The organism is Oryzomonas japonica, from assembly GCF_008802365.1.
Classification (GTDB): Bacteria; Desulfobacterota; Desulfuromonadia; order Geobacterales; family Pseudopelobacteraceae; genus Oryzomonas; species Oryzomonas japonica.
This window is the reverse complement of sequence record NZ_VZQZ01000003.1, coordinates 345,910-364,137: the sequence shown is the minus strand read 5'-3', so window position 1 is coordinate 364,137 and position 18,228 is coordinate 345,910. Positions and strand designations below refer to the sequence as shown.

At 58.3% G+C, this 18,228-nt stretch carries 16 protein-coding genes; 12 read left to right on the top strand and 4 right to left on the bottom strand.

Annotation, left to right across the window (positions count from 1 at the left end):
* The first annotated feature begins 118 nt into the window (after positions 1 to 118).
* The 5 genes from F6V25_RS07455 (at position 119) to F6V25_RS07435 (ending at position 3,973) form a co-directional block, all read left to right on the top strand.
* On the top strand, positions 119 to 301 hold the full coding sequence (locus F6V25_RS07455; RefSeq protein WP_151127965.1) for a YezD family protein: 183 nt from the start codon (positions 119 to 121) through the stop codon (positions 299 to 301).
* Positions 302 to 424: 123 nt separating this feature from the next.
* The gene (locus F6V25_RS07450) at positions 425 to 1,267 is read left to right on the top strand and encodes a radical SAM protein (protein WP_151127964.1); all 843 of its coding nucleotides are present in this window, start codon (positions 425 to 427) and stop codon (positions 1,265 to 1,267) included.
* A gap of 385 nt (positions 1,268 to 1,652) precedes the next feature.
* The gene (locus F6V25_RS07445; protein WP_191966113.1) at positions 1,653 to 2,228 is read left to right on the top strand and encodes a PAS domain-containing protein; all 576 of its coding nucleotides are present in this window, start codon (positions 1,653 to 1,655) and stop codon (positions 2,226 to 2,228) included.
* 295 nt (positions 2,229 to 2,523) lie between these two features.
* Positions 2,524 to 3,297, top strand: coding sequence for an acid phosphatase (locus F6V25_RS07440; RefSeq protein ID WP_218043532.1), 774 nt, complete (start codon positions 2,524 to 2,526; stop codon positions 3,295 to 3,297).
* A gap of 163 nt (positions 3,298 to 3,460) precedes the next feature.
* Positions 3,461 to 3,973, top strand: coding sequence for a molybdopterin-dependent oxidoreductase (locus F6V25_RS07435; protein WP_151127962.1), 513 nt, complete (start codon positions 3,461 to 3,463; stop codon positions 3,971 to 3,973).
* Between the two features lie 267 nt (positions 3,974 to 4,240).
* Here the strand turns inward: F6V25_RS07435 and F6V25_RS16965 are convergent, their stop codons facing one another.
* Complete coding sequence (locus F6V25_RS16965; protein WP_191966112.1) at positions 4,241 to 4,411, bottom strand: hypothetical protein; 171 nt, start codon at positions 4,409 to 4,411, stop codon at positions 4,241 to 4,243.
* Positions 4,412 to 4,848: 437 nt separating this feature from the next.
* Here F6V25_RS16965 and F6V25_RS07430 point away from each other — a divergent pair, with 437 nt between their 5' ends.
* From F6V25_RS07430 to F6V25_RS07400, 7 genes are all read left to right on the top strand, one after another.
* The gene (locus F6V25_RS07430; RefSeq protein WP_191966111.1) at positions 4,849 to 5,295 is read left to right on the top strand and encodes a porin family protein; all 447 of its coding nucleotides are present in this window, start codon (positions 4,849 to 4,851) and stop codon (positions 5,293 to 5,295) included.
* A 138-nt stretch (positions 5,296 to 5,433) separates the two neighbouring features.
* Positions 5,434 to 7,014: a methyl-accepting chemotaxis protein gene (locus F6V25_RS07425; protein WP_151127960.1), complete on the top strand. Its 1,581-nt coding sequence runs from the start codon at positions 5,434 to 5,436 to the stop codon at positions 7,012 to 7,014.
* 265 nt (positions 7,015 to 7,279) lie between these two features.
* Entirely contained in the window at positions 7,280 to 8,224 is a 945-nt protein-coding gene (locus F6V25_RS07420) for an AAA family ATPase (RefSeq protein WP_151127959.1), read from the top strand.
* Positions 8,225 to 8,337: 113 nt separating this feature from the next.
* A complete protein-coding gene (locus F6V25_RS07415) occupies positions 8,338 to 9,087 on the top strand; it encodes a DUF58 domain-containing protein (protein WP_246166990.1) in 750 nt (249 codons plus the stop codon).
* On the top strand, positions 9,074 to 10,996 hold the full coding sequence (locus F6V25_RS07410) for a transglutaminase TgpA family protein (RefSeq protein ID WP_151127957.1): 1,923 nt from the start codon (positions 9,074 to 9,076) through the stop codon (positions 10,994 to 10,996). Before F6V25_RS07415 ends, F6V25_RS07410 begins: the two co-directional genes overlap by 14 nt.
* Positions 10,997 to 11,136: 140 nt before the next feature.
* Positions 11,137 to 12,015 carry a CHAD domain-containing protein gene (locus F6V25_RS07405; RefSeq protein ID WP_151127956.1) on the top strand — a complete coding sequence of 293 codons (879 nt, stop codon included), beginning with the start codon at positions 11,137 to 11,139 and terminating at the stop codon, positions 12,013 to 12,015.
* Positions 12,016 to 12,025: 10 nt separating this feature from the next.
* On the top strand, positions 12,026 to 13,555 hold the full coding sequence (locus F6V25_RS07400) for a Ppx/GppA phosphatase family protein (RefSeq protein ID WP_151127955.1): 1,530 nt from the start codon (positions 12,026 to 12,028) through the stop codon (positions 13,553 to 13,555).
* 149 nt (positions 13,556 to 13,704) lie between these two features.
* Here F6V25_RS07400 and F6V25_RS07395 read toward each other — a convergent pair whose 3' ends face one another.
* The 3 genes from F6V25_RS07395 to F6V25_RS07385 all read right to left on the bottom strand — a co-directional run bounded on the left by F6V25_RS07395 (position 13,705) and on the right by F6V25_RS07385 (position 18,227).
* Positions 13,705 to 15,855: a GGDEF domain-containing response regulator gene (locus F6V25_RS07395; RefSeq protein WP_151127954.1), complete on the bottom strand. Its 2,151-nt coding sequence runs from the start codon at positions 15,853 to 15,855 to the stop codon at positions 13,705 to 13,707.
* Between the two features lie 20 nt (positions 15,856 to 15,875).
* Positions 15,876 to 17,246 carry a sensor histidine kinase gene (locus F6V25_RS07390; protein WP_151127953.1) on the bottom strand — a complete coding sequence of 457 codons (1,371 nt, stop codon included), beginning with the start codon at positions 17,244 to 17,246 and terminating at the stop codon, positions 15,876 to 15,878.
* Between the two features lie 642 nt (positions 17,247 to 17,888).
* A complete protein-coding gene (locus F6V25_RS07385; RefSeq protein ID WP_151127952.1) occupies positions 17,889 to 18,227 on the bottom strand; it encodes a hypothetical protein in 339 nt (112 codons plus the stop codon).
* Position 18,228 lies beyond the last annotated feature (1 nt).

The following is an 18,228-nucleotide window of genomic DNA, read 5'->3' as shown; positions in this document are numbered from 1 at the left end:
CGGCTGCCGCCGCGGTGCGACTCGCCAAACTGGACGAATTTGCCGGCAAGACCATTGTCGCCATCCTTCCCGACGCGGCTGAACGCTACCTCTCCACGCCGCTGTTCGAGGGCATCTGATGGCCGCCCCGACCCCTGAACCATGGAGCCGGGACCTGGAGCAGGTCGTGCGTGAGGCGCTGAGCTCGATCCGTTTCGGCACGGTGACCCTGGTGGTGCAGGACGGCCGGGTGATCCAGGTAGACAAGAGCGAGAAGATCCGGCTCAACAAAACCGGATATGTGGACGGCGGCGGGATTTAACAAGCCAACGTCCCCACCGTCATAGACCAATAACAAAATATCTTATTCCGCGCTGACTAGACAACTGGAGGCCGGGGGAACCATTCCCTCGGCCTCTTTTCGTTTTCTACGGGAGATTGCACCATGACCATATCATCATGCACCAAGGACCGCGTCACCCATGGCCACCCCTGCTTCGGCGGGAACCGGCACAAAAACGGCCGCATCCACCTGGCGGTGGCGCCGCGCTGCAATATCAAGTGCGGCTACTGCGACCGCAAGCACGACTGCGCCAACGAATCGCGCCCCGGCGTCACCAGCCGGCTGCTCTCCCCCCAGGAGGCCCTGGAACAGGTGCGCAGCACCATGGCAGATGAACAACTCGGAAAGGTTATTAAGGTGATCGGCATCGCCGGGCCCGGCGATCCGCTGGCCAACGAGGAAACCTTTGAAACATTTCGCCTGGTGAAGGCCGAGTTCCCCGAACTGCTGTTCTGCATGAGCACCAATGGCCTGTTGCTCCCCGAGCGGCTCAAGGACCTGGCAAAGATCAACCTGCACAGCCTTACGGTGACCATCAATGCCCTCGATCCGGCTGTCGGGGCCCAGGTCTATCGCCACGTGATCTACCACGGCACCCACTACCGGGGTGAGGAGGGAGCCGCCATCCTGATCAAAAACCAGTTCAAAGGGGTGCGCCTGGCCGCCGAGCAGGGTCTGGTGGTCAAGGTCAACACGGTGCTGACCCCCGGCATCAACGACAGCCAGATACCACTTATCGCCGACAAGGTCAGCGAGTACGGAGCCTTTGTCATGAACGTCATGCCGATCATCCCCCAGGCGGAGTTGGCCCATGTCGCTCCGCCGTCGCCGGAATACCTGGAAACGGTGCGGGCGGCCAACGAACAGATCATCAGCCAGTTCAGGGGCTGCCAACAGTGCCGTGCCGACGCAGTCGGCCTCATCGGCGGCGGCTGTTCCTTGTAACTGCGTCTTCCATCGCAAGAACCAAACCTTGCCACACCACATTGCCCACCAATTGTAACAGCGCAAGCCTCAGGAAATTATTTTCGTTGGAGATTCAGCAGAACAGCCTGGAAACGCATGATTTTTCAGCCTGTTCTGCTATACGACAACCGTTATCCCATTGGGACGGCACCATGAAACGGAACCTGGATTCCCTGCGGGATACCGCTATTTTTCTGTACGCACGCCCTAGTTGCACCCAGCCAGTCAAAAGAACTCTGAACTCAACTTTGAAGTTGATAAAACAGAACAACATGTTGTAATTGTGGATAGTACAATCTTACAATCGGTGATTCTCCCAGTGAATTCCCCATTTATGGGTATCGTTGCACGAAAGGAAAAGTCCATGGGAAGATCGATGCAGGAAGTATTGATATTCAATGCTTTCATGCAACATACGAGTGATTCCATCGTAATCAAGGAATATTTTGCCAATGAACGGGGCGAGTTCACGGGTGGGAAAATAATCTGCGCCAGTGCCACCAAGGCCCGCCACTATGGTCTCAACATGGACTCCATCCGAGGTTACACCGATTTTGACCTTTTGCCCCATGATCAAGCTGAAAAGGCCCTTCAAGATGATCTTTGGGTGATGAAGCATCGCAAACCTATTGAAGACCAACGCGAAACAATAACCCACAAAAATGGCGAAATAGTAAAGGTTTCCGTCACCAAATTCCCCTGGGTTTTGCCGAGTGGCGAAATCGTGGGGGTCATGTGCATCGCCCGGAACGTAACTATCCGAGAAAGGGCCAAGCAACAGGCCCGTGACTTGATGGAGTTTATGAAGCGGGAAGTTTTGAAACCCTTGCTCCCTCTGTACCATGCCAGTAGCAAAACATCCATGTCAGGAAATGTGCTGCAACCCATTATCGTGCGATTAATACGAAAGCTCGCGGAAACAAAGGATTTGCAAGCTTGAAACCATCGTAGAGTGCCGGTTAATTATGCTGCATACCCGCAGCAATCATTCTGTTCGTTCCAATGCAGGTCTCCCGATCGAGCCCTATTCTACCGCATATCGGCGCACGATCACCGAGATGGCCGAAAAAGGGTGACTACCCCCGATAGGATAGAAATGACGGCAGGGACATCCCTGCAGATTGCCCAACCTGAAGCGAAAGCACTATCATAGCGGGATGAAAAGAGAGGGAAGACGTATGGGAAACATGGCAACAATGCTGCTGTGCCTGGTACTTATGACAGGGTGTGCAACAGTGGAAAAGCACGACACGGCTCCAACCGCCCGGGGGGGGATTCTGGGCTACTTGCCGGCCAAGCAGTTGCCCGACATGGTGGCGCTGCTCCCTCCACCACCTGCCACCGGTTCGACCGCGTTTGCGCTCGACCAGGAAACCAGCCGCGCCAGCTTTCCCCTGCGGGATTCGGACCGATGGGCGCTGGCTATCCAGGATGCCGACCTTTCCTTTCCGGCTGCGGCCGAAAGTTTTTCCTGTGCCCTGAACGCCCGCATCACCGAGCAGGAAACCCCTCGCCTCTTCCGCCTGCTGCGCCGTACCCTGGCCGACGCGGGTAACGCCGTTTCCCGGCCGAAGGATACCTATAAGCGCCCCCGCCCCTTTATGGTGAACGGGGAGCGGATCTGTACCCCAGGCGACGAACAACGGTTGCGCACAAGCGGCTCGTACCCCTCGGGGCACACCACGGCCGGGTGGACCTGGGCGCTCATCCTGAGTGAAATCGCGCCGGAACGGGCCGATGCGGTCCTGATTCGGGGCAGGGCCTTTGGCCAGAGCCGGATCGTGTGCAACGTGCACTGGTTGAGCGACGTGAATGAGGGGCGTACCGTTGCCGCAGCGATGGTAGCCCGCTTACATGTCGACCCCGCCTTCCGGGCGGACCTGGAGGCCGCCAAGGCCGAGCTAGCTGCGGCACGCACCAAAGGGCTGTTACCTATCCGCGATTGCCGGACCGAGGCCGAGGCGCTGGCCCTGCCCCCGGTTGCCGAGCCGCAGCCCACCGGCAAATAGGTGCCCCGAACCATTATAGACACAACCGGGTTGGGGATGCGTTGGAAACCGTAACCACGGGGTGCGGACATTCGGGAGCCCTCGGCATCTGAAACGAAAAGTCCAGGATTACCGGGAACGCGAAACAGGTCATAAGAAAATACAGCTCAAAAGAGGAGGTATAATGGACCACGCCGAGAACATACAACCAGGGACCAAGCCCCATGGAAAGCATAAATACGGCCCGGAATACATGTCTCATGAGCTGAAGGTGACAGGGCGTGTAGAGAGGCCTCTTTGCTTGAGCGTTGCCGATCTCCGCAAGATGACCGCCCTGGAGACCGGGGCGCTACCCATTATCTGCGGCAGCGGCACGGAGAAGGGGACCATCAAGAGCTATCGCGGGGTATTGCTGCGGGATATCCTGGCACAGGCGTCCGTAGTCATAACGGAGCATCATGCGCCGAACAGGCTGTACCTGAAGCTCACTTCCAACGACGGCTATATGGCGCTCTTCAGTTGGCAGGAGATCAATAATACCGTCGTCGGTGAAAAGGCTATCGTCGTATTCGAAAGGGAGGGGCGGCCGTTGGACGAAAACGAGGGGGAATTCGCCTTTGTCTCGGCGAACGACTACCGGCCCGGCCCACGACGCATGCGCTACCTGGGGCACATCGAGGTGTGCGAGGTCGTCTGATTACCCAGGGGCGGGCATCGGGTCGGCATGACCAGCCGCCACCCAACCGGTGGCGGTCACAGCAGCTCGAGGGCGCCAGGGCTGTTCCACCACTTCATTGGATTGCGACATCAATTTTGAATTTTTGACAAAAAAATCCCCGTAGCACGGAGGGTTAGCTACGGGGTGCCTTATGGGCAATTTCCATCGTGAACAACGTTATAAACCGACTTTCTCGATGCACGGCACACTACCACGAGCGGCAAAGAGTGGACGGAAAGAGCTTGCTCAACTGTGGGCAACCCACCACATCCTGGCCATGAGGCCGGCAAAGAGTATGACGCCAAGCGTGAACACGCCCATGACTCCGGTGGATACGGCGGTATCTATCGGCATCACCTTCTGCAACACCCTCTGGTTTCGATCTCGGCTGCTATCATGATTTTCTGGTCTCTGCATTTTTAGCCTCCCGGTAATTCACTGCGACCCCATTAAGGATAAAAGATATCATCTTTATCCTTAATGTCAACAACTCGATCACCGCACCCCGCCTCCCAGCATTGTCGATGGTGGTACGCCATTGCGAAATATCACCGCTGCTGATCGCGGAAATAGGCGTATAATGGGACTAGAGGGCAAAATGGACCGCCCGGAAAGGATGGCGGGTATGACAGCTTTCCTTAGCTTTATCTATGCGACAGGCATGATGCTCGGATTATTCATCGCTGCGTTTGTGGGAGTGTACATATTGGCGTTGCTTTTATCACCAATTGAACGGAGAATATCCACCTATATCTGGTCCCATCCCATGCATGCGCCGGAGATGGGCACTCATAAGGGGTCATTCAAAACATTCAGCAAAAGAATCGAGAATGGACATTACACCAGGTAACCACATGCGAGGCGTAAAGCTTCAAAAGAAGTTCCTGTCGGTGGCAACCGTAGCCTGTGTGGCCCTCCTGAAAGCTGCCGTTTGCTGCGCCGGCGAAGAGAAGGACGGTTTTTCGTTGGGATACGGCATCTTGCGGCCTGTTGCCACCGATACGACCGGCAAGAGCCCCGGCCTGCTGACCGCCAAATATGGCTTCAGTTTGCTGAAAAATGTCACTCCGTACATCGGAACCGGTGTGGCCTATGCCCTCCCCCAGGATGCAACCGTTACGGACGCTCCCACAAAACTGAAAACAGGCGTGGCAGGCCAGGCCGGCGTCAGCTTCAACCTGAGCGGCAATTCGTCGCTCGTCATTGACTACAAATATTTGCATTTCACCAGTGAGCCCCCCACGAGCGACAGGAGCACGCCCCCCCAATCACTGGGCATCGGCGTACACATCAAGTTCTGACAAACTCATTAAATTATAATAAGCTCGCCATTTCAATCGATTATATGTGTATACATATTTTCACCATTTGACTTACCTGACGGCCATCAGCTATAGTTTTCACCTTTCGACACACATATCGGTTAGAGGGGTAAGGGAATGCTCAGAAAAAAGCTGGCTTTCAAGGTATTGGTAATCCTGGGGATTTCACTCGGCTGCGGCCTGGCAGCCATGATGGCGATTTCGATCTGGCAACAAACCACCTCGACCATGACGTTGCAGTTGAAGAATACCCGCAACCTGGCGGCGATATTCATCAGAGACATCGATGATTACATGATGAAAGGCGACTCGAAAGAGGTCAATAAGTACATTCGTGAAAATAAAGAGAAGAAACTGTTTCTCGACCTCAAGATCTACGACGAGCACGGCAAGGAGTCTGAAGCCAAAGACGGCGCGGTGCAGCCCGCCATTGCAAAAGCGCTTGAACTCGGCAAAACCATCGAGTTCAAAAGCGAAGAAAACGGCGTAAAAGCCCTCAACCTCGCCATCCCCTTCGAAAATGAGCAACGCTGCAAGCAGTGCCATGACGCCGCCCCCAAATTCCTGGGGGGAATGCTCCTGAAAACCTCCATCCAAGAGGGGTATGACAGCGCCAAAGAGACGTCCATAACCCTTTTTCTGACCAGCGTTTTGTTCTTCTTCGTCCTGCTCGGAACGATTTTCCTCTTCCTGAGAGCGGCAATCATCAAACATATCCTGGCTTTTTCCAAAAAGGTCGATGAGTTGTCCAGCGGCGCCGGCGACCTGACCACGGTCATCCAGGTGTCGTCCGACGACGAGATCGGCCATCTTGCAGTTGGAATCAACAAGCTCATTTCCAAGATCCACGACATCATGTCCCAGATCGCCCAGAATGCAGTTGCACTGTCGTCCTCCGCGGACCAGTTGCTCAGTACATCCCAAAAAATGACCGCGGGCATCGACGATGCGGTCAGTCAGACGGACACGGTGGCCACCGCCAGCGAGGAAATGGCGGCAACTTCGAGCAATATCGCCACGAATTGTACCGCGGCGGCGGAGGAGTCCGACAAGGCGAACGATTCCGCTACTGCCGGTGCCGAAGTGGTTTCAAGGACCATTGATGTCATGGCCCGCATCGCCGACAAGGTGCGGGAATCGGCGACGACCATCGAATCGTTGGGCAGCAGATCGGACCAGATTGGGGAGATCGTCGGCACCATCGAGGACATCGCCGACCAGACCAACCTCCTGGCTCTGAACGCCGCCATCGAGGCGGCCCGAGCCGGGGAACAGGGACGCGGTTTTGCTGTTGTCGCCGATGAGGTCCGCGCCCTGGCGGAACGGACCACCAAGGCCACCCACGAAATCGGCAAAATGATCAAGGCTATTCAAAACGAGACCAAGAGTGCGGTCGCCACCATGGAAGAAGGCGTTAAGGAAGTGGAGGCCGGAACCGAAGAGGCCGCCAGTTCGGGAGAGGCGATCTTTGAAATCATCGAACAGATTCGCGCCGTCGTGACCCAGGTCAACCAGATCGCTACCGCCGCCGAGCAGCAGACGGCAACCACCAGTGAGATCAGTTGCAATATCCAGCGGGTCACCACCGTCGTCCAGGGGGCGGCGGACGGGGCGCAAGAAACGGCCACCGCCGCCAATCAACTGGCGGATCTTGCCCATGACCTGAAACGGCTCGTGGGACTGTTCAAACTCTCATAACAGGAAGACAGCGGGCGGTCGGGCCATCACCCCCACCGTCCGTTTTTATGGAATATGGCTGCAAACACGAAACGGGGGACGCCATCTCCCGTTTCGTGTTTGCAGGGTAGACCGTGTGTCTACCCTGCCCCACCGTGGACACGAACATTCCACATCACACGGCTATCCGAATGCACTTTTACGCGCACCTGTGGTAAACTGTCTATCAGTAAAAGCTACCCCTTGCTCCATCCTTCCCCCATCGGCATCCATAAAAGGACAGAACGTGGCGCTACCCGACCATAACCGTACCATAACAACGATACTCGACACCCTCAGCCGTGATTATCTCCATGGCAAGGAAGAGGTGCTGCGCCTTTCCATGGTCGCACTCCTGACCGGTGGGCATATCCTGATCGAGGATCTGCCCGGCCTGGGCAAGACGACCATTGCCTTGGCCCTGGCCGGTATTACCGGCCTCTCCTTCGGCAGGGTGCAGTGCACCAGCGATCTGCTCCCTTCGGACATCACCGGCCTGTCGGTATTCAACCGGGAAGAAGGGCATTTCGCCTTTCTGCCGGGGCCGATCTTCAACAACATCGTCCTCCTCGACGAGATCAACCGTGCCATGCCGCGCACCCAGAGCGCCATGTTGGAGGCCATGGAAGAGCGGCGGGTGACGGTGGAAGGGACGACGCACCACCTGCCCGACCCCTTCATGGTGTTCGCCACCCAGAACCCCTCCGACCAGAGCGGCACGTTCCCCTTGCCCGAATCCCAACTCGACCGTTTCCTGATCTGCACCGGCATCGGTTATCCGCCGGAACACCTGGAAAAGGGCATCATTGCCGGAGGCGGCATCCGCGAGCGGATCGGCGGCATGACGCCGGTGGCCTCGACTGCCGACATCCTGGCCGCGCGCCGGTGCGTCGAAACCGACATCTACCTCTCGGACAAGGTGGTCGACTATATCTACGCCCTGGTGGCGGCCACCCGCAGCCACGGCATGATCCAGACCGGCCTCTCCACCCGGGCCGCCATCAGCCTTGCCCTGGCTGCCCGCGCGGCCGCTTTTCTGGAGGGGCGCGATTACGTGGCGCCGGACGACGTCAAGGGGATTGCAGTCCCGGTCTGTGCCCACCGCCTGGTCATGCGGCCCGATCAGGAAACCGTTGACAGGGGAGAATTGTTACGGGCACTCATCGCCGACATAGCGCTTCCTTTGGCCTGAAGATCAGCAAGGCGGGGGCACTCTACATCGCCATCACCCTTCTGCTGGGCTTCTCGGCCGTCAACACCGGCAACAACCTGCTGTTTCTGGTGGTTTCCGGGCTGCTGGCGTTCATGTCGGTCACCGGGTATGCCGGCATGCGCAACATCAAGGGGCTCATCCCCGAAATCGTCCCTCCGGCCGAGATATTCGCCGAAATCGCCGCACCATTCCGCCTGCGCATCCACAACACCAAACGGCACAGCCCCTCCTTCCTGGTCCGACTGGAATGCCCCGGTGGTCAAGGGATCACCTTCCCCCTGATAGGCTGCGGGGTCTCGACCGAGGGGAGCATCTCACTCATGTTCCCCGACCGGGGGCATGCCGTCCTTGACCGGATTACCATAAGCTCCACCTTTCCGGTGAACTTCTTCACCCGCTACTGGACATTTGCTACGGCTTGCCGTTTTATCGTCTTTCCCCGGCTGCAGGCCGGCGTGACAGTCGGCGACGGTGACGAGGCGCAACGCCATGGAAGCAACTCCCGGCAGGATCGGGGCCTGGACGGCGAACTGGAACGGATCGCAACCTACTCCGGCCGCGAGCCGTTACGGATGATTCACTGGAAGCTCTCTGCCCGCAGCGAGGAGTTGCTGGTCAAGGAGTTCGGCCGACAGACGGCGGCGCCCTTGGTCATCGATCTCGACTCCTTGCCGGGACAGGGGCTGGAGCAGCGCATCTCCCGCGCGGCCTGGCTGGTCAGGCGCTGGGTAGGGCTGCGGCCGGTCGGGCTCAGGTGCAACGGAAAGGTCATCCCGGCCGAAACCGGCCGGCACCACGGCCTGAAACTGCTGGCGGAGCTTGCCCTCTATGGTCGCGATTAGTTCGCTCACAGCCGTTCTCTCCTACGCCATCGCCCTCTGCGGAATCGTGCCGCTCTTCCCCTGGCTGGCCGCAACACCGCGAATGGCCCTGGCGGCAGGCCTGCTGGCCGGTATCTGGCAGGAGCGCCGGGGAGTCTGGCCCCTCAAAAACTGGCAGTTCAACCTGGCCGTCCTGCCGGTGTTCCTCTATTATGCATTCCAATTCAGCCGCGCCAACCCGGTCCAGCCGGTGGTGAGCGCGCTGGCCATCATGCTGGCGGTCAGGTTGTGCGGCGAAAAAAGCGTGCGCCACCATCTGCAGATTGCGGCCTTGTCCCTGTTCTGCCTGGCCTCATCATCCCTGTTCGACCTCAGCCCCATATTCCTGCTCTACCTGACCCTCATGCTGTTGCTGGTAGCAGTATCATTGGTTCTCCTCACCTTCCATGCCCAGGACAGCCGCATGGCCCTGTCCCGCCCCCACCTGCGGAAGGTGCTGGCCGTCGGGGTATTGATGCCGCTGGCCTCGTTGCCGCTCCTGCTGCTCTTCTTTCCGATCCTGCCCCGCACCCAGATTCCTTTATGGAATATCATGGCCGCCCCGGCGGCCCGCCCCTCCGGCTTCAGCGACAAGGTCGAGCCCGGCACCAGCGCCACCGTAGCGGAGTCGCGGACCATAGCCTTCCGGGCCGAGATGCCCCGGCAACCGCAACAACAACTCTACTGGCGCGGCACGGTCTTCAATCGCATGGAGGGGCACCGCTGGGTACGGGATGCGACCGTGCCGTCGGAACATCTGCTGTACAAAGGGGCGCGCATCGCCCAGACGGTCTACCCGGAGCCGGGGCCCTCCCGCGCCCTCTTCAGCCTGGATGCACCCGCCATTATCGCCCTGCCCAGGGCGCGGGGCGCCTCGGACGGTACCTTTGAGTATCCGGTGCCGCTCACCCGGCGCCTGGGCTACCGGACGGAATCAATAACCTCGGGTATCCTGCCGACGGCAGGGGGCATTAACCGGTTCTTCTACCTGAGGTTGCCCACCGACATCCCGGAGCGGGTGAAACAACTGGCGGGCGACATCAGGCGGCGAGGGACCGACGATGCCCGGAGGCTGGAGCTGCTGGAGCAGCATTTTCGCAACGGCAACTACCGTTACAGCATGCGCGATCTCCCCACCGGCGAACACGCCCTGGAGCAGTTCCTGTTTGTAAAGAAACAGGGACACTGCGAGTTCTTTGCCTCCGCCTTCGCCCTGCTCCTGCGGGCCGCCGGTGTCCCGGCGCGGCTGGTTGGCGGTTACCTGGGCGGGGATTACAACGACCTAGGGGGCTACTACCTGGTGAGCGACGATATGGCCCATGTCTGGGTCGAGGCATATCTGGAAGGCCGCGGCTGGCTACGGGTGGACCCCAGCAGCTTTGCCAGCAATGCCGGGGCGGTGTGGGGGGACGGAAAGCAACGAAGCCCGGCGATGAAGCTGCGCCTGTTTCTGGACTCCCTCGACCACACCTGGAACCGCACCATCGTCACCTATGATTTCGAGCAGCAGGTGGAAATAGCCCGCAGCGCCGGCAAGCGCCTGCAAAAATTCGAGATGGGAAAGGCGGCCCGGGCTGCCCTGCCCTACCTCCTGCTGTCCATGGTCCTGGCCTTCGCCCTGATCGTCATCGTGCGCCGCCCGTGGCTGTTCGCATCGCGTAACGAGCGGTTGTTGCGGCGTTTCTACCGTTTGGTCGAGCGTGATTGCGGAGTAAGGGTTCAACCGGGCAGCCAGGGGCTCTTCGAAACCGCCGGACAGACCGGGAACGCCAGGGTCCGGGAATTCGCGGCCATCTATGCCGGAGCCGTGTACCGGGACCGGAAGCTTACCCCACAGGAGGTGGCGCGGCTGCACCGGATTCTGGAAGAAGGTTTTGTTACAAGGACATGACGGCGTGCCGTAACACTTGCTTTAATCGGCCCAGTGCATACAATAGCCCCGATATCCTCCGGCCGGGAGAGGATTGCTATCCCGCCGAAGCGGGCTAAAATTTTTTAGGAGTTCCTATTCCGTATTACGGAGGATAATCCGTGCCGGAGCCTGACGACAGCAGAGAAATCTACAGGGAACGCGCCATCGCCGTTGTCAGGGCGCGCTGGAAAGGCCTGCTCAAAAACCGGGAGGCCTGCCTGCGCAGTGACGATGTGGACGCCGTTCATGACCTGCGGGTTTCAACGCGCCGGCTCAGGGCTGCGCTTGATTTTTTCGGGACCTTGTGCCCCGGCGACGAGGCGCCCCACGCCCGTTCGTCGATCCGGCGCCTGACCCGCGGCATTGGCGAGCTGCGCAACCTGGACGAAGGAATCCTCTTCTTTTCCCGAAACATCCCCGACAAACGGGGAACAGGCGACGCGTTCGCCCGCCTACTGCTCCATCTGCGCGCCAGGCGGGAATCCGAGGCCCTGAATGTTCAGAGGCTACTGAAAAAGCTGGATACGACCAGGATGGAACAGGTGATCGACCGCTACGCCACATGTGTGCGGGAACCGGCTGACGGCCGACACAGGCATGGGGTGCCGGCCTCCCTCCCGGCATATTTTTCGGAAGAGGGTCTGCGCCTGTATGGTGACGTCTGTCATCACCTTCCGGGGGCGCTTGTGAGGGAAAACGCGCGAAACCGCCATGCGCTGCGGATAGCCGTCAAACGGTGGCGCTATTTTTTGGAGATCGCCGCCGAGATATTTCAGCAGGATTACCGGGAGACCCTGGAACGGCTCAAAGAGTATCAGCAACTGCTCGGCGACCTCAACGATCTGAGGGTGTTCGAGGCTTTCGCCCACGAAACGCCCCTTACCCCTGCCGGGGCAGCGGCGCTCGACGCCCTGGTCACACGCCTGGCCGCGAACCATCTTCAACACCTTGCCCTGCTGTTCGACAAGCACCCGATCCGTTACCAATTCTCGGTGTAAGAGGCCTGTAATGAAAAAAACCCGACTAGCAGCTATCGACATAGGCACCAACTCCATCCGCTGTATCGTGGTCGAAGCGGGGCAGCAGGGGCGCTTCATGGTCCTGGACGACGAGAAGGCCACGGTGCGCCTCGGCGAACAGCTCAGCAAGACCGGAGCCATCTCTCCCGCGGCTTTTGCCCGGGCTGTGGAGGCCATCAGCCGCATCCGCAAACTGATCGACGGCCTGAAAGTGACCGAGGTCGAGGCGGTGGCCACCAGCGCCGTCAGAAGCGCAGCCAACGGCCCCGAATTGGTAGAGGCCCTGAGCCGGGAACTGGGCCGGGAGATCCGGGTCATTTCCGGCGAAGAGGAGGCCGAGTTGGCCGCCATATCCGCCCTGCACAACTTCGAGATGAACGGCAAACGGTATGCCATGATCGACATTGGCGGCGGCAGCGTGGAGATCGTCACGGCCCAGGGAAATCATATCGAAGAGTACTATTCCCTGGACCTGGGGGCCGTGGTCCTGACCGAGCGCTTTTTCCCCACCGATCCGATCAGAACGGCCGATTTCCAGAAGTTTCAACGCCACGTGCGGGCAGAACTCAAGAGGGCCTTTTCCGGGCAGAAACTCGCCGTCCAGACCTTCATCGGCTCCGGCGGCACCATCACCTCCCTGGGCTACATGGTCATGAACATGCGGCGGCAGGAGTATTCATCGGTCCACGGCTACGAGACCCTGCGCTCCGAACTGGTGCACCTGTTGGCCATGCTGATGCGGCGGGACATCAAGGGGAGGCGGGCGATACCGGGCCTGAACCCCGATCGGGCCGACATCATTGTGGCCGGTCTCGGTGTCGTTGACGAACTGATGCGTTTTTTCGGCGCCAACACGTTGTTGGTCAACGAGCGCGGCATCCGCGAGGGGTTGATCATCCGGTGCATGAGGCGGCTCGGGCTCATGGCGGAGGAACAGGGCCAACGCAACTGGCGCCAGTCGGCGCTGGAGTTTGCCCGTTCCTGCCACTTCGACGAACCCCACTCCCGTCATGTGGCCGGTATGGCGCTGGCCATGTTTGACTCCCTGAGCAAGGAATTTCGTCTGAAGAAGTCGGAACGAAGGATGCTCGAAGCGGCGGCCTACCTGCACGATATCGGTTACTTCATCAGCTACAACAGCCATCACAAACATTCCTACCACCTGATCCGCCACGCGGACCTGTTCGGGTTTGCTCCCCAGGAGCGGGAGATGATCGCCCAGATCGCCCGTTATCACCGCAAATCGCTCCCCAAGAAAAAACATGTGGAATTCCTGCGCATGTCGGAAAAGGATCAGCAGACCGTCTGCAGACTGGGGGGCATCCTGCGCCTCGCCGACGGTCTTGACCGGCGCCGGAGCGGCCTGGTGGAGGTGGTGGAGCTTCTCCACACCGAGGGTGATTACCGGATAAAACTCTTGGGAACCGAGGACATATCGGTGGAGATTTTCGGCGGTAATGCCAAAAAGGACCTGTTTGAAAAGGCCTTTGAGGGGAACATCGTCTTTGTGACCAGTTAACCTTTCAGATTCTGCCACAGAGCCACAGAGACACAGAGAAAATCGGGAGTAAGGCAAACGAAACAACAACTAATTTTTGAGGCTGGTTTTCCCCAATGATGTTGTGTTTCTCTGTGTACCTCCGTGGCTCTGTGGCCTAGCTGCCGTTGTTACGTCGGGACGGGAAACAGCCGCACGAGCTTTTCAAAGTCGTCCGGCGGCAGCGGTCTGCTGAAGTAGTGTCCCTGCATCTCTTCGCACCGCTGATGCGCAAGGAACAGGTATTGATCCTCCGACTCAACCCCTTCGGCCACGAGCTTCTTACCCAGGCTGTGCCCCATGGTTATGATGGCGGAAACCACCGCCGCCTCGCCCGGATCGAAGGTAATGCTGTTGACCAGGGACTTATCGATCTGCAACTCGTCGATGGGGAGCCGGTTCAGGTGGCTGAGCGATGAGTAGCCCGTGCCGAAATTGTCGAGGGAAATCTTGACGCCGATCTCCCGCAACTCCCCCAGCTTCCGCACGCTTTCGGTGATATTGTCCATGATGATCTTTTCCGGAAGCTCGATTTCGAGGTAATGCGGATCGAGCCGGGTAGCGGAAAGGGCCTGGGCGACCTTTTCCGTGAAGTCGTCCTGGTGAAACTGCCGGGCAGACGTGTTTACCGCCACGCGGAGCGGCTCCATCCCCCGATCCTGCCACGTCTTGTTCTGGCGGCACACCTTATCGAGCAACCATTCGCCGGCCGGGACGATCAGGCCGCTTTCTTCCAGCATGGGGAAAAATTCCACGGGAAAGGCCAGGGGTGCCCCCTTGGGCTGCCAACGCATCAGCGCCTCCATCCCGGTGATCTTTCCCGTGGTGGCGTCGATGCGCGGCTGATAGTGGGGCAGGAATTCTTCCCGTTCCAACGCGGAACGCAGCCGTTTCTTCATGATGGCCCGCTCGTCGCTCTTGAGGCTCATGGATTCGGTGAAGAACTGAAACGAGTTTTTCCCCTCCCTCTTGGCCTGATACATGGCCATGTCGGCCGTTTTCAGCAACCCCTCGACGGTGGTGCTCTGGAGCGGGTAGATGGAGATGCCGATGCTGGTCGTCACATAGGTGGGCTGCTCCAGGATATAGAACGGCCGCTGGAATAACTCCTGCACCTTTTCGGCAAACTTTACGATGTCGTGGATGTCCGGCATCTCGTTGACGACGATGACGAATTCGTCGCCGCCGAACCGGGCGACCGTATCGTACTGCCGCATGCACTGTTGGAGACGTTTGGCCACGTCCTTCAGGAGGATGTCTCCGACAACGTGGCCGAGCGTATCGTTAACCGTCTTGAAATTGTCCAGATCGAGGATCATCAGTGCCAGCAGGTTATTATGCCGGTCCTCGTAGGCCAGGGCCTGCTTCAGGCGGTCGAAGAGCAGTTCCCGGTTGGGGAGGCCGGTCAGGGCATCGTGACTCGCCTGATGCTGGAGCTGTTTTTCCGAATTTCTACGTTCGGCGACCTCTTCCTTCAGGAGTATGTTCACCTTGATCAATTCGGCATTGAGGGTGCGGATTTCCTCTTCGGCGCGCTTGATCTCGGTAATGTCGATCAGCGACACAACGCACCGCTCCGTGCCGGGCACCTTCTTGATCTTGGTGCAGACATGGCTGGTACGCTGGTTATTGCCGATGAACAGGGAGGCGGCATCCAACGAAGCCGCTCCGTTGGCCGTCCCTTTCAGGCATTGCTGGATCTCTTTGGCGGCAAACTGTTCCATCACAAAGAAGTCCGACCACTCTTTCCGATATTCGACCGCTTCCCTGGGGTAACCGGACAGGTGTTCGAACTCTTCGTTGACCATGGCAATGGTGCCGTTTTCGTCCACGATCATCATTGCGCTGCCGCTCACCTCGAAAATGGTGCGGTACTGCTCGCTGCTCTCCTTCAATTGCTTTTCTATCGCATGTTTGGCGAGCGCAATCTGGATAGTCTGACGGAGGCGCAGGGAATCAAACGGCTTTAAAAGGAAGGCAAAGGGGCCGGTCAGGAGCGAACGTTGGAACGTTTCGTCATCGGCATGGGAGGAGAGGTAAATCACCGGGATGTCGAAACGGGCGCGGACCTTTTCGGCGACCATGATGCCGTCGTCGCCTTTCCCGAGGGAGATGTCCATCAGAATGAGATCGGGCCGTTCCTCCGCCGTCGTATCGAGGACGAATTCCCCGGAATAGACCACGGCGGGGACGTCGTATCCCATCCCTTGCAACGTTTGTTTGAGATCTTCCGCAATAACGGCCTGATCCTCGACGACCAGTATTTTCACCTTACCGGACATGTTCGCTTCCCCTCCCGGGGCTATCCTCTGAATGAAATTTTACACACCGTTCCGGAGGTGCCGATAAATTCAACGACCCCCTGGAGCTGTTTGGCCAACGTAGTGACCAGGCTCAGGCCAAGGGTGGCCGGTGCCTCCATGTCGAGCCCCCTGGGAAGGCCGATACCGTTGTCGCCTACCACAAGTGTGTATAACCCCGCCTCGTCGCAATCGAAATCGATGCTGATCATTCCGTTTTTGACGTCCGGGAAGCCATGTTTCAGGCTATTGGAAACCAGTTCGTGGATAATAAGGCCGCAGGGCACGGCTATTTCAAGGCTGACGGCTATCCGGCTGATGCGCATTTCCACCTGGAGATTACTCTGGTTGGGGCTGTAGGCGCTTATGATACCCCCCACCAGGCTCCGCGCATATTCGTTGAAATCGATCCGGGCCGGATTACCGGAGTTGCACAACATCTCATGGATAAGCACCATGGCCCGGACTCGTTCCTGGCTCTCCTTGAAAAACTCCTGGGCACCGGGATTGTTTAGGTACCTCGACTGCAGGTTGAGCAGGCTCATGATGACCTGCATATTGTTCTTCGCCCGCAGGTGGACCTCCCTCAGCATGTTGTCCTTTTCGCGAAGTGCGGCCTTGAGATCATTTTCGGTGCGCTTGCCCGCGGTAACGTCCATGGCTATGGTGATGAACAGACGGCGCTCATCGGGAAGGGTGCCTGCGGGAGCGGAACAAAAGTTCCATACGAGCTTCTCGCCGTTGCTGGTGGTCACCGACAGATCCTCATATGTGCAAGCGGTCTCGGTTTTATACAGGAAACCGAGCTTCTCGAACATCGAAGCGGAGTCGGTGCCAAAGGCTTTCCTCACCCAGGCATCAATCGTGGGAATATCCTTGAAGGCATAGCCGGTTCGTTTGGTCCATTCACTGTTGACCACCACCACGAGGCCGTCCTCGGCATGAATCATGATCGGAAGGGGCGCGGCAAAGACCGCCTGCCGGAACCTGCCCCCCGCTTCCAGAAGGTCCTTTTCCACCCGCCGGTACATGGTGATATCACGCATAAAGACGCAGAAAAGTTCTTTTTCCCCATAATGGATCAGGCTCAACCTTAGTTCCACGTCGATCAGGGTGCCGCCCTGCCGCCGGCATTTCACCTCGCCGACATACTGGCCTTTCCCGGTGAGAGCCTGATTATAGAGCCTCTCGACCCCCACCGGAGAAAGGTCGATAAAATCATTGAGGGTCATGGAAAACAACAGTTCCTCGGGATAGCCGACCAGTTCCGCAAAGGCCTTATTCGCCTCCAGCAGGTACCTGCTGGCACCATCGATCAGGACAATCCCTTCCGCTGCCTGTTCGAAAACCGTCTGAAAAAAATTCTCGTTCATACTGTTTCTAACCCCTCAAAATCCGCAACCAATCCGCCGGTGCCCCCACAAAGCATACGTGTCCCAGGGGGTCAGATTCCGCCTAATTGCGGTTTCTAACGGCCAAACACCGGAAGCGGCACCAGGCGTTGTCGGGGCTTCACATCGCTCCCACGGCCACCAGCAACATACGGCGCTCCCTCTTGCGACCCATCTCCTTCGAGGGGGACGAGTCCGGCATCTGCAATCAATGCAAGAATTGATCCTCAATCAGAATAGGAATTATGGAGATTTGAAATGGAGTATTTACAAAAAAACCTCGAATACATAGCATGTTACCGCCATGAGCTCGAGGCCTCCGTTTCTCTTGGATAAAGTCAGGGACAAAATTTATTATGGCTGAACCTTTAGCAGATTCCCAATCCAACATCAAGTTGGAAATGGGCCAAACACATCATGGCCCGCACCGGGGTACGCTCACCCCGACGGTCATCTCTGTAAAGTAATCAGGGCGCCCTTGTCGAAATATCTTACAGAGCCACCCCCTTTGCTACGGTGGGATGGAGTCCGTACCGGGCAGGGACCCGGCAAACCTGTTCCTACTGGATCCCGCAGAGGTTGTTCCGTTCGTCCTCAGTGAACATACGATCAACATCCCCAGATTCAATCGGCGGGGGCAGACGGTGTGGATTTCCACTCCACATCCCGGAAAGAGCCCCTATTCGCTGGTCGGATCACCGGGTTAAACCCCCGATGATCAAGGTGACCCAGCCACATCACCAACATCCGGCGGCCACTTTCGTCCAGGGCCGTGATGCCCCTCAGGTCGATCTCGGTGGTTATCCTGGCACCGGGACAGAATTCGCTGAAGCGCAAGGCCTGCTCCGAAATCAGATGGGATTGCCGGGCGATCCAGGGGATCCGGTCGGCAACCGAATTAACGGTCCATTCGCCTTCCAGCGAGACTTGACAAACCTTACCTTCGTTCCGATGGGCTCGCATT

Excerpts from the sequence above, each read along its gene's own strand:
- F6V25_RS07385 (WP_151127952.1), bottom strand. The coding sequence starts at position 18,227 with ATGCGAGCCCATCGGAACGAAGGTAAGGTTTGTCAAGTCTCGCTGGAA.
- F6V25_RS07435 (WP_151127962.1), top strand. The coding sequence starts at position 3,461 with ATGGACCACGCCGAGAACATACAACCAGGGACCAAGCCCCATGGAAAG.
- F6V25_RS07415 (WP_246166990.1), top strand. The coding sequence starts at position 8,338 with ATGTCGGTCACCGGGTATGCCGGCATGCGCAACATCAAGGGGCTCATC.
- F6V25_RS16965 (WP_191966112.1), bottom strand. The coding sequence starts at position 4,411 with ATGCAGAGACCAGAAAATCATGATAGCAGCCGAGATCGAAACCAGAGG.
- F6V25_RS07455 (WP_151127965.1), top strand. The coding sequence starts at position 119 with ATGGCCGCCCCGACCCCTGAACCATGGAGCCGGGACCTGGAGCAGGTC.
- F6V25_RS07390 (WP_151127953.1), bottom strand. The coding sequence starts at position 17,246 with ATGAACGAGAATTTTTTTCAGACGGTTTTCGAACAGGCAGCGGAAGGG.
- F6V25_RS07400 (WP_151127955.1), top strand. The coding sequence starts at position 12,026 with ATGAAAAAAACCCGACTAGCAGCTATCGACATAGGCACCAACTCCATC.
- F6V25_RS07425 (WP_151127960.1), top strand. The coding sequence starts at position 5,434 with ATGCTCAGAAAAAAGCTGGCTTTCAAGGTATTGGTAATCCTGGGGATT.
- F6V25_RS07450 (WP_151127964.1), top strand. The coding sequence starts at position 425 with ATGACCATATCATCATGCACCAAGGACCGCGTCACCCATGGCCACCCC.
- F6V25_RS07410 (WP_151127957.1), top strand. The coding sequence starts at position 9,074 with ATGGTCGCGATTAGTTCGCTCACAGCCGTTCTCTCCTACGCCATCGCC.
- F6V25_RS07445 (WP_191966113.1), top strand. The coding sequence starts at position 1,653 with ATGGGAAGATCGATGCAGGAAGTATTGATATTCAATGCTTTCATGCAA.
- F6V25_RS07395 (WP_151127954.1), bottom strand. The coding sequence starts at position 15,855 with ATGTCCGGTAAGGTGAAAATACTGGTCGTCGAGGATCAGGCCGTTATT.
- F6V25_RS07430 (WP_191966111.1), top strand. The coding sequence starts at position 4,849 with ATGCGAGGCGTAAAGCTTCAAAAGAAGTTCCTGTCGGTGGCAACCGTA.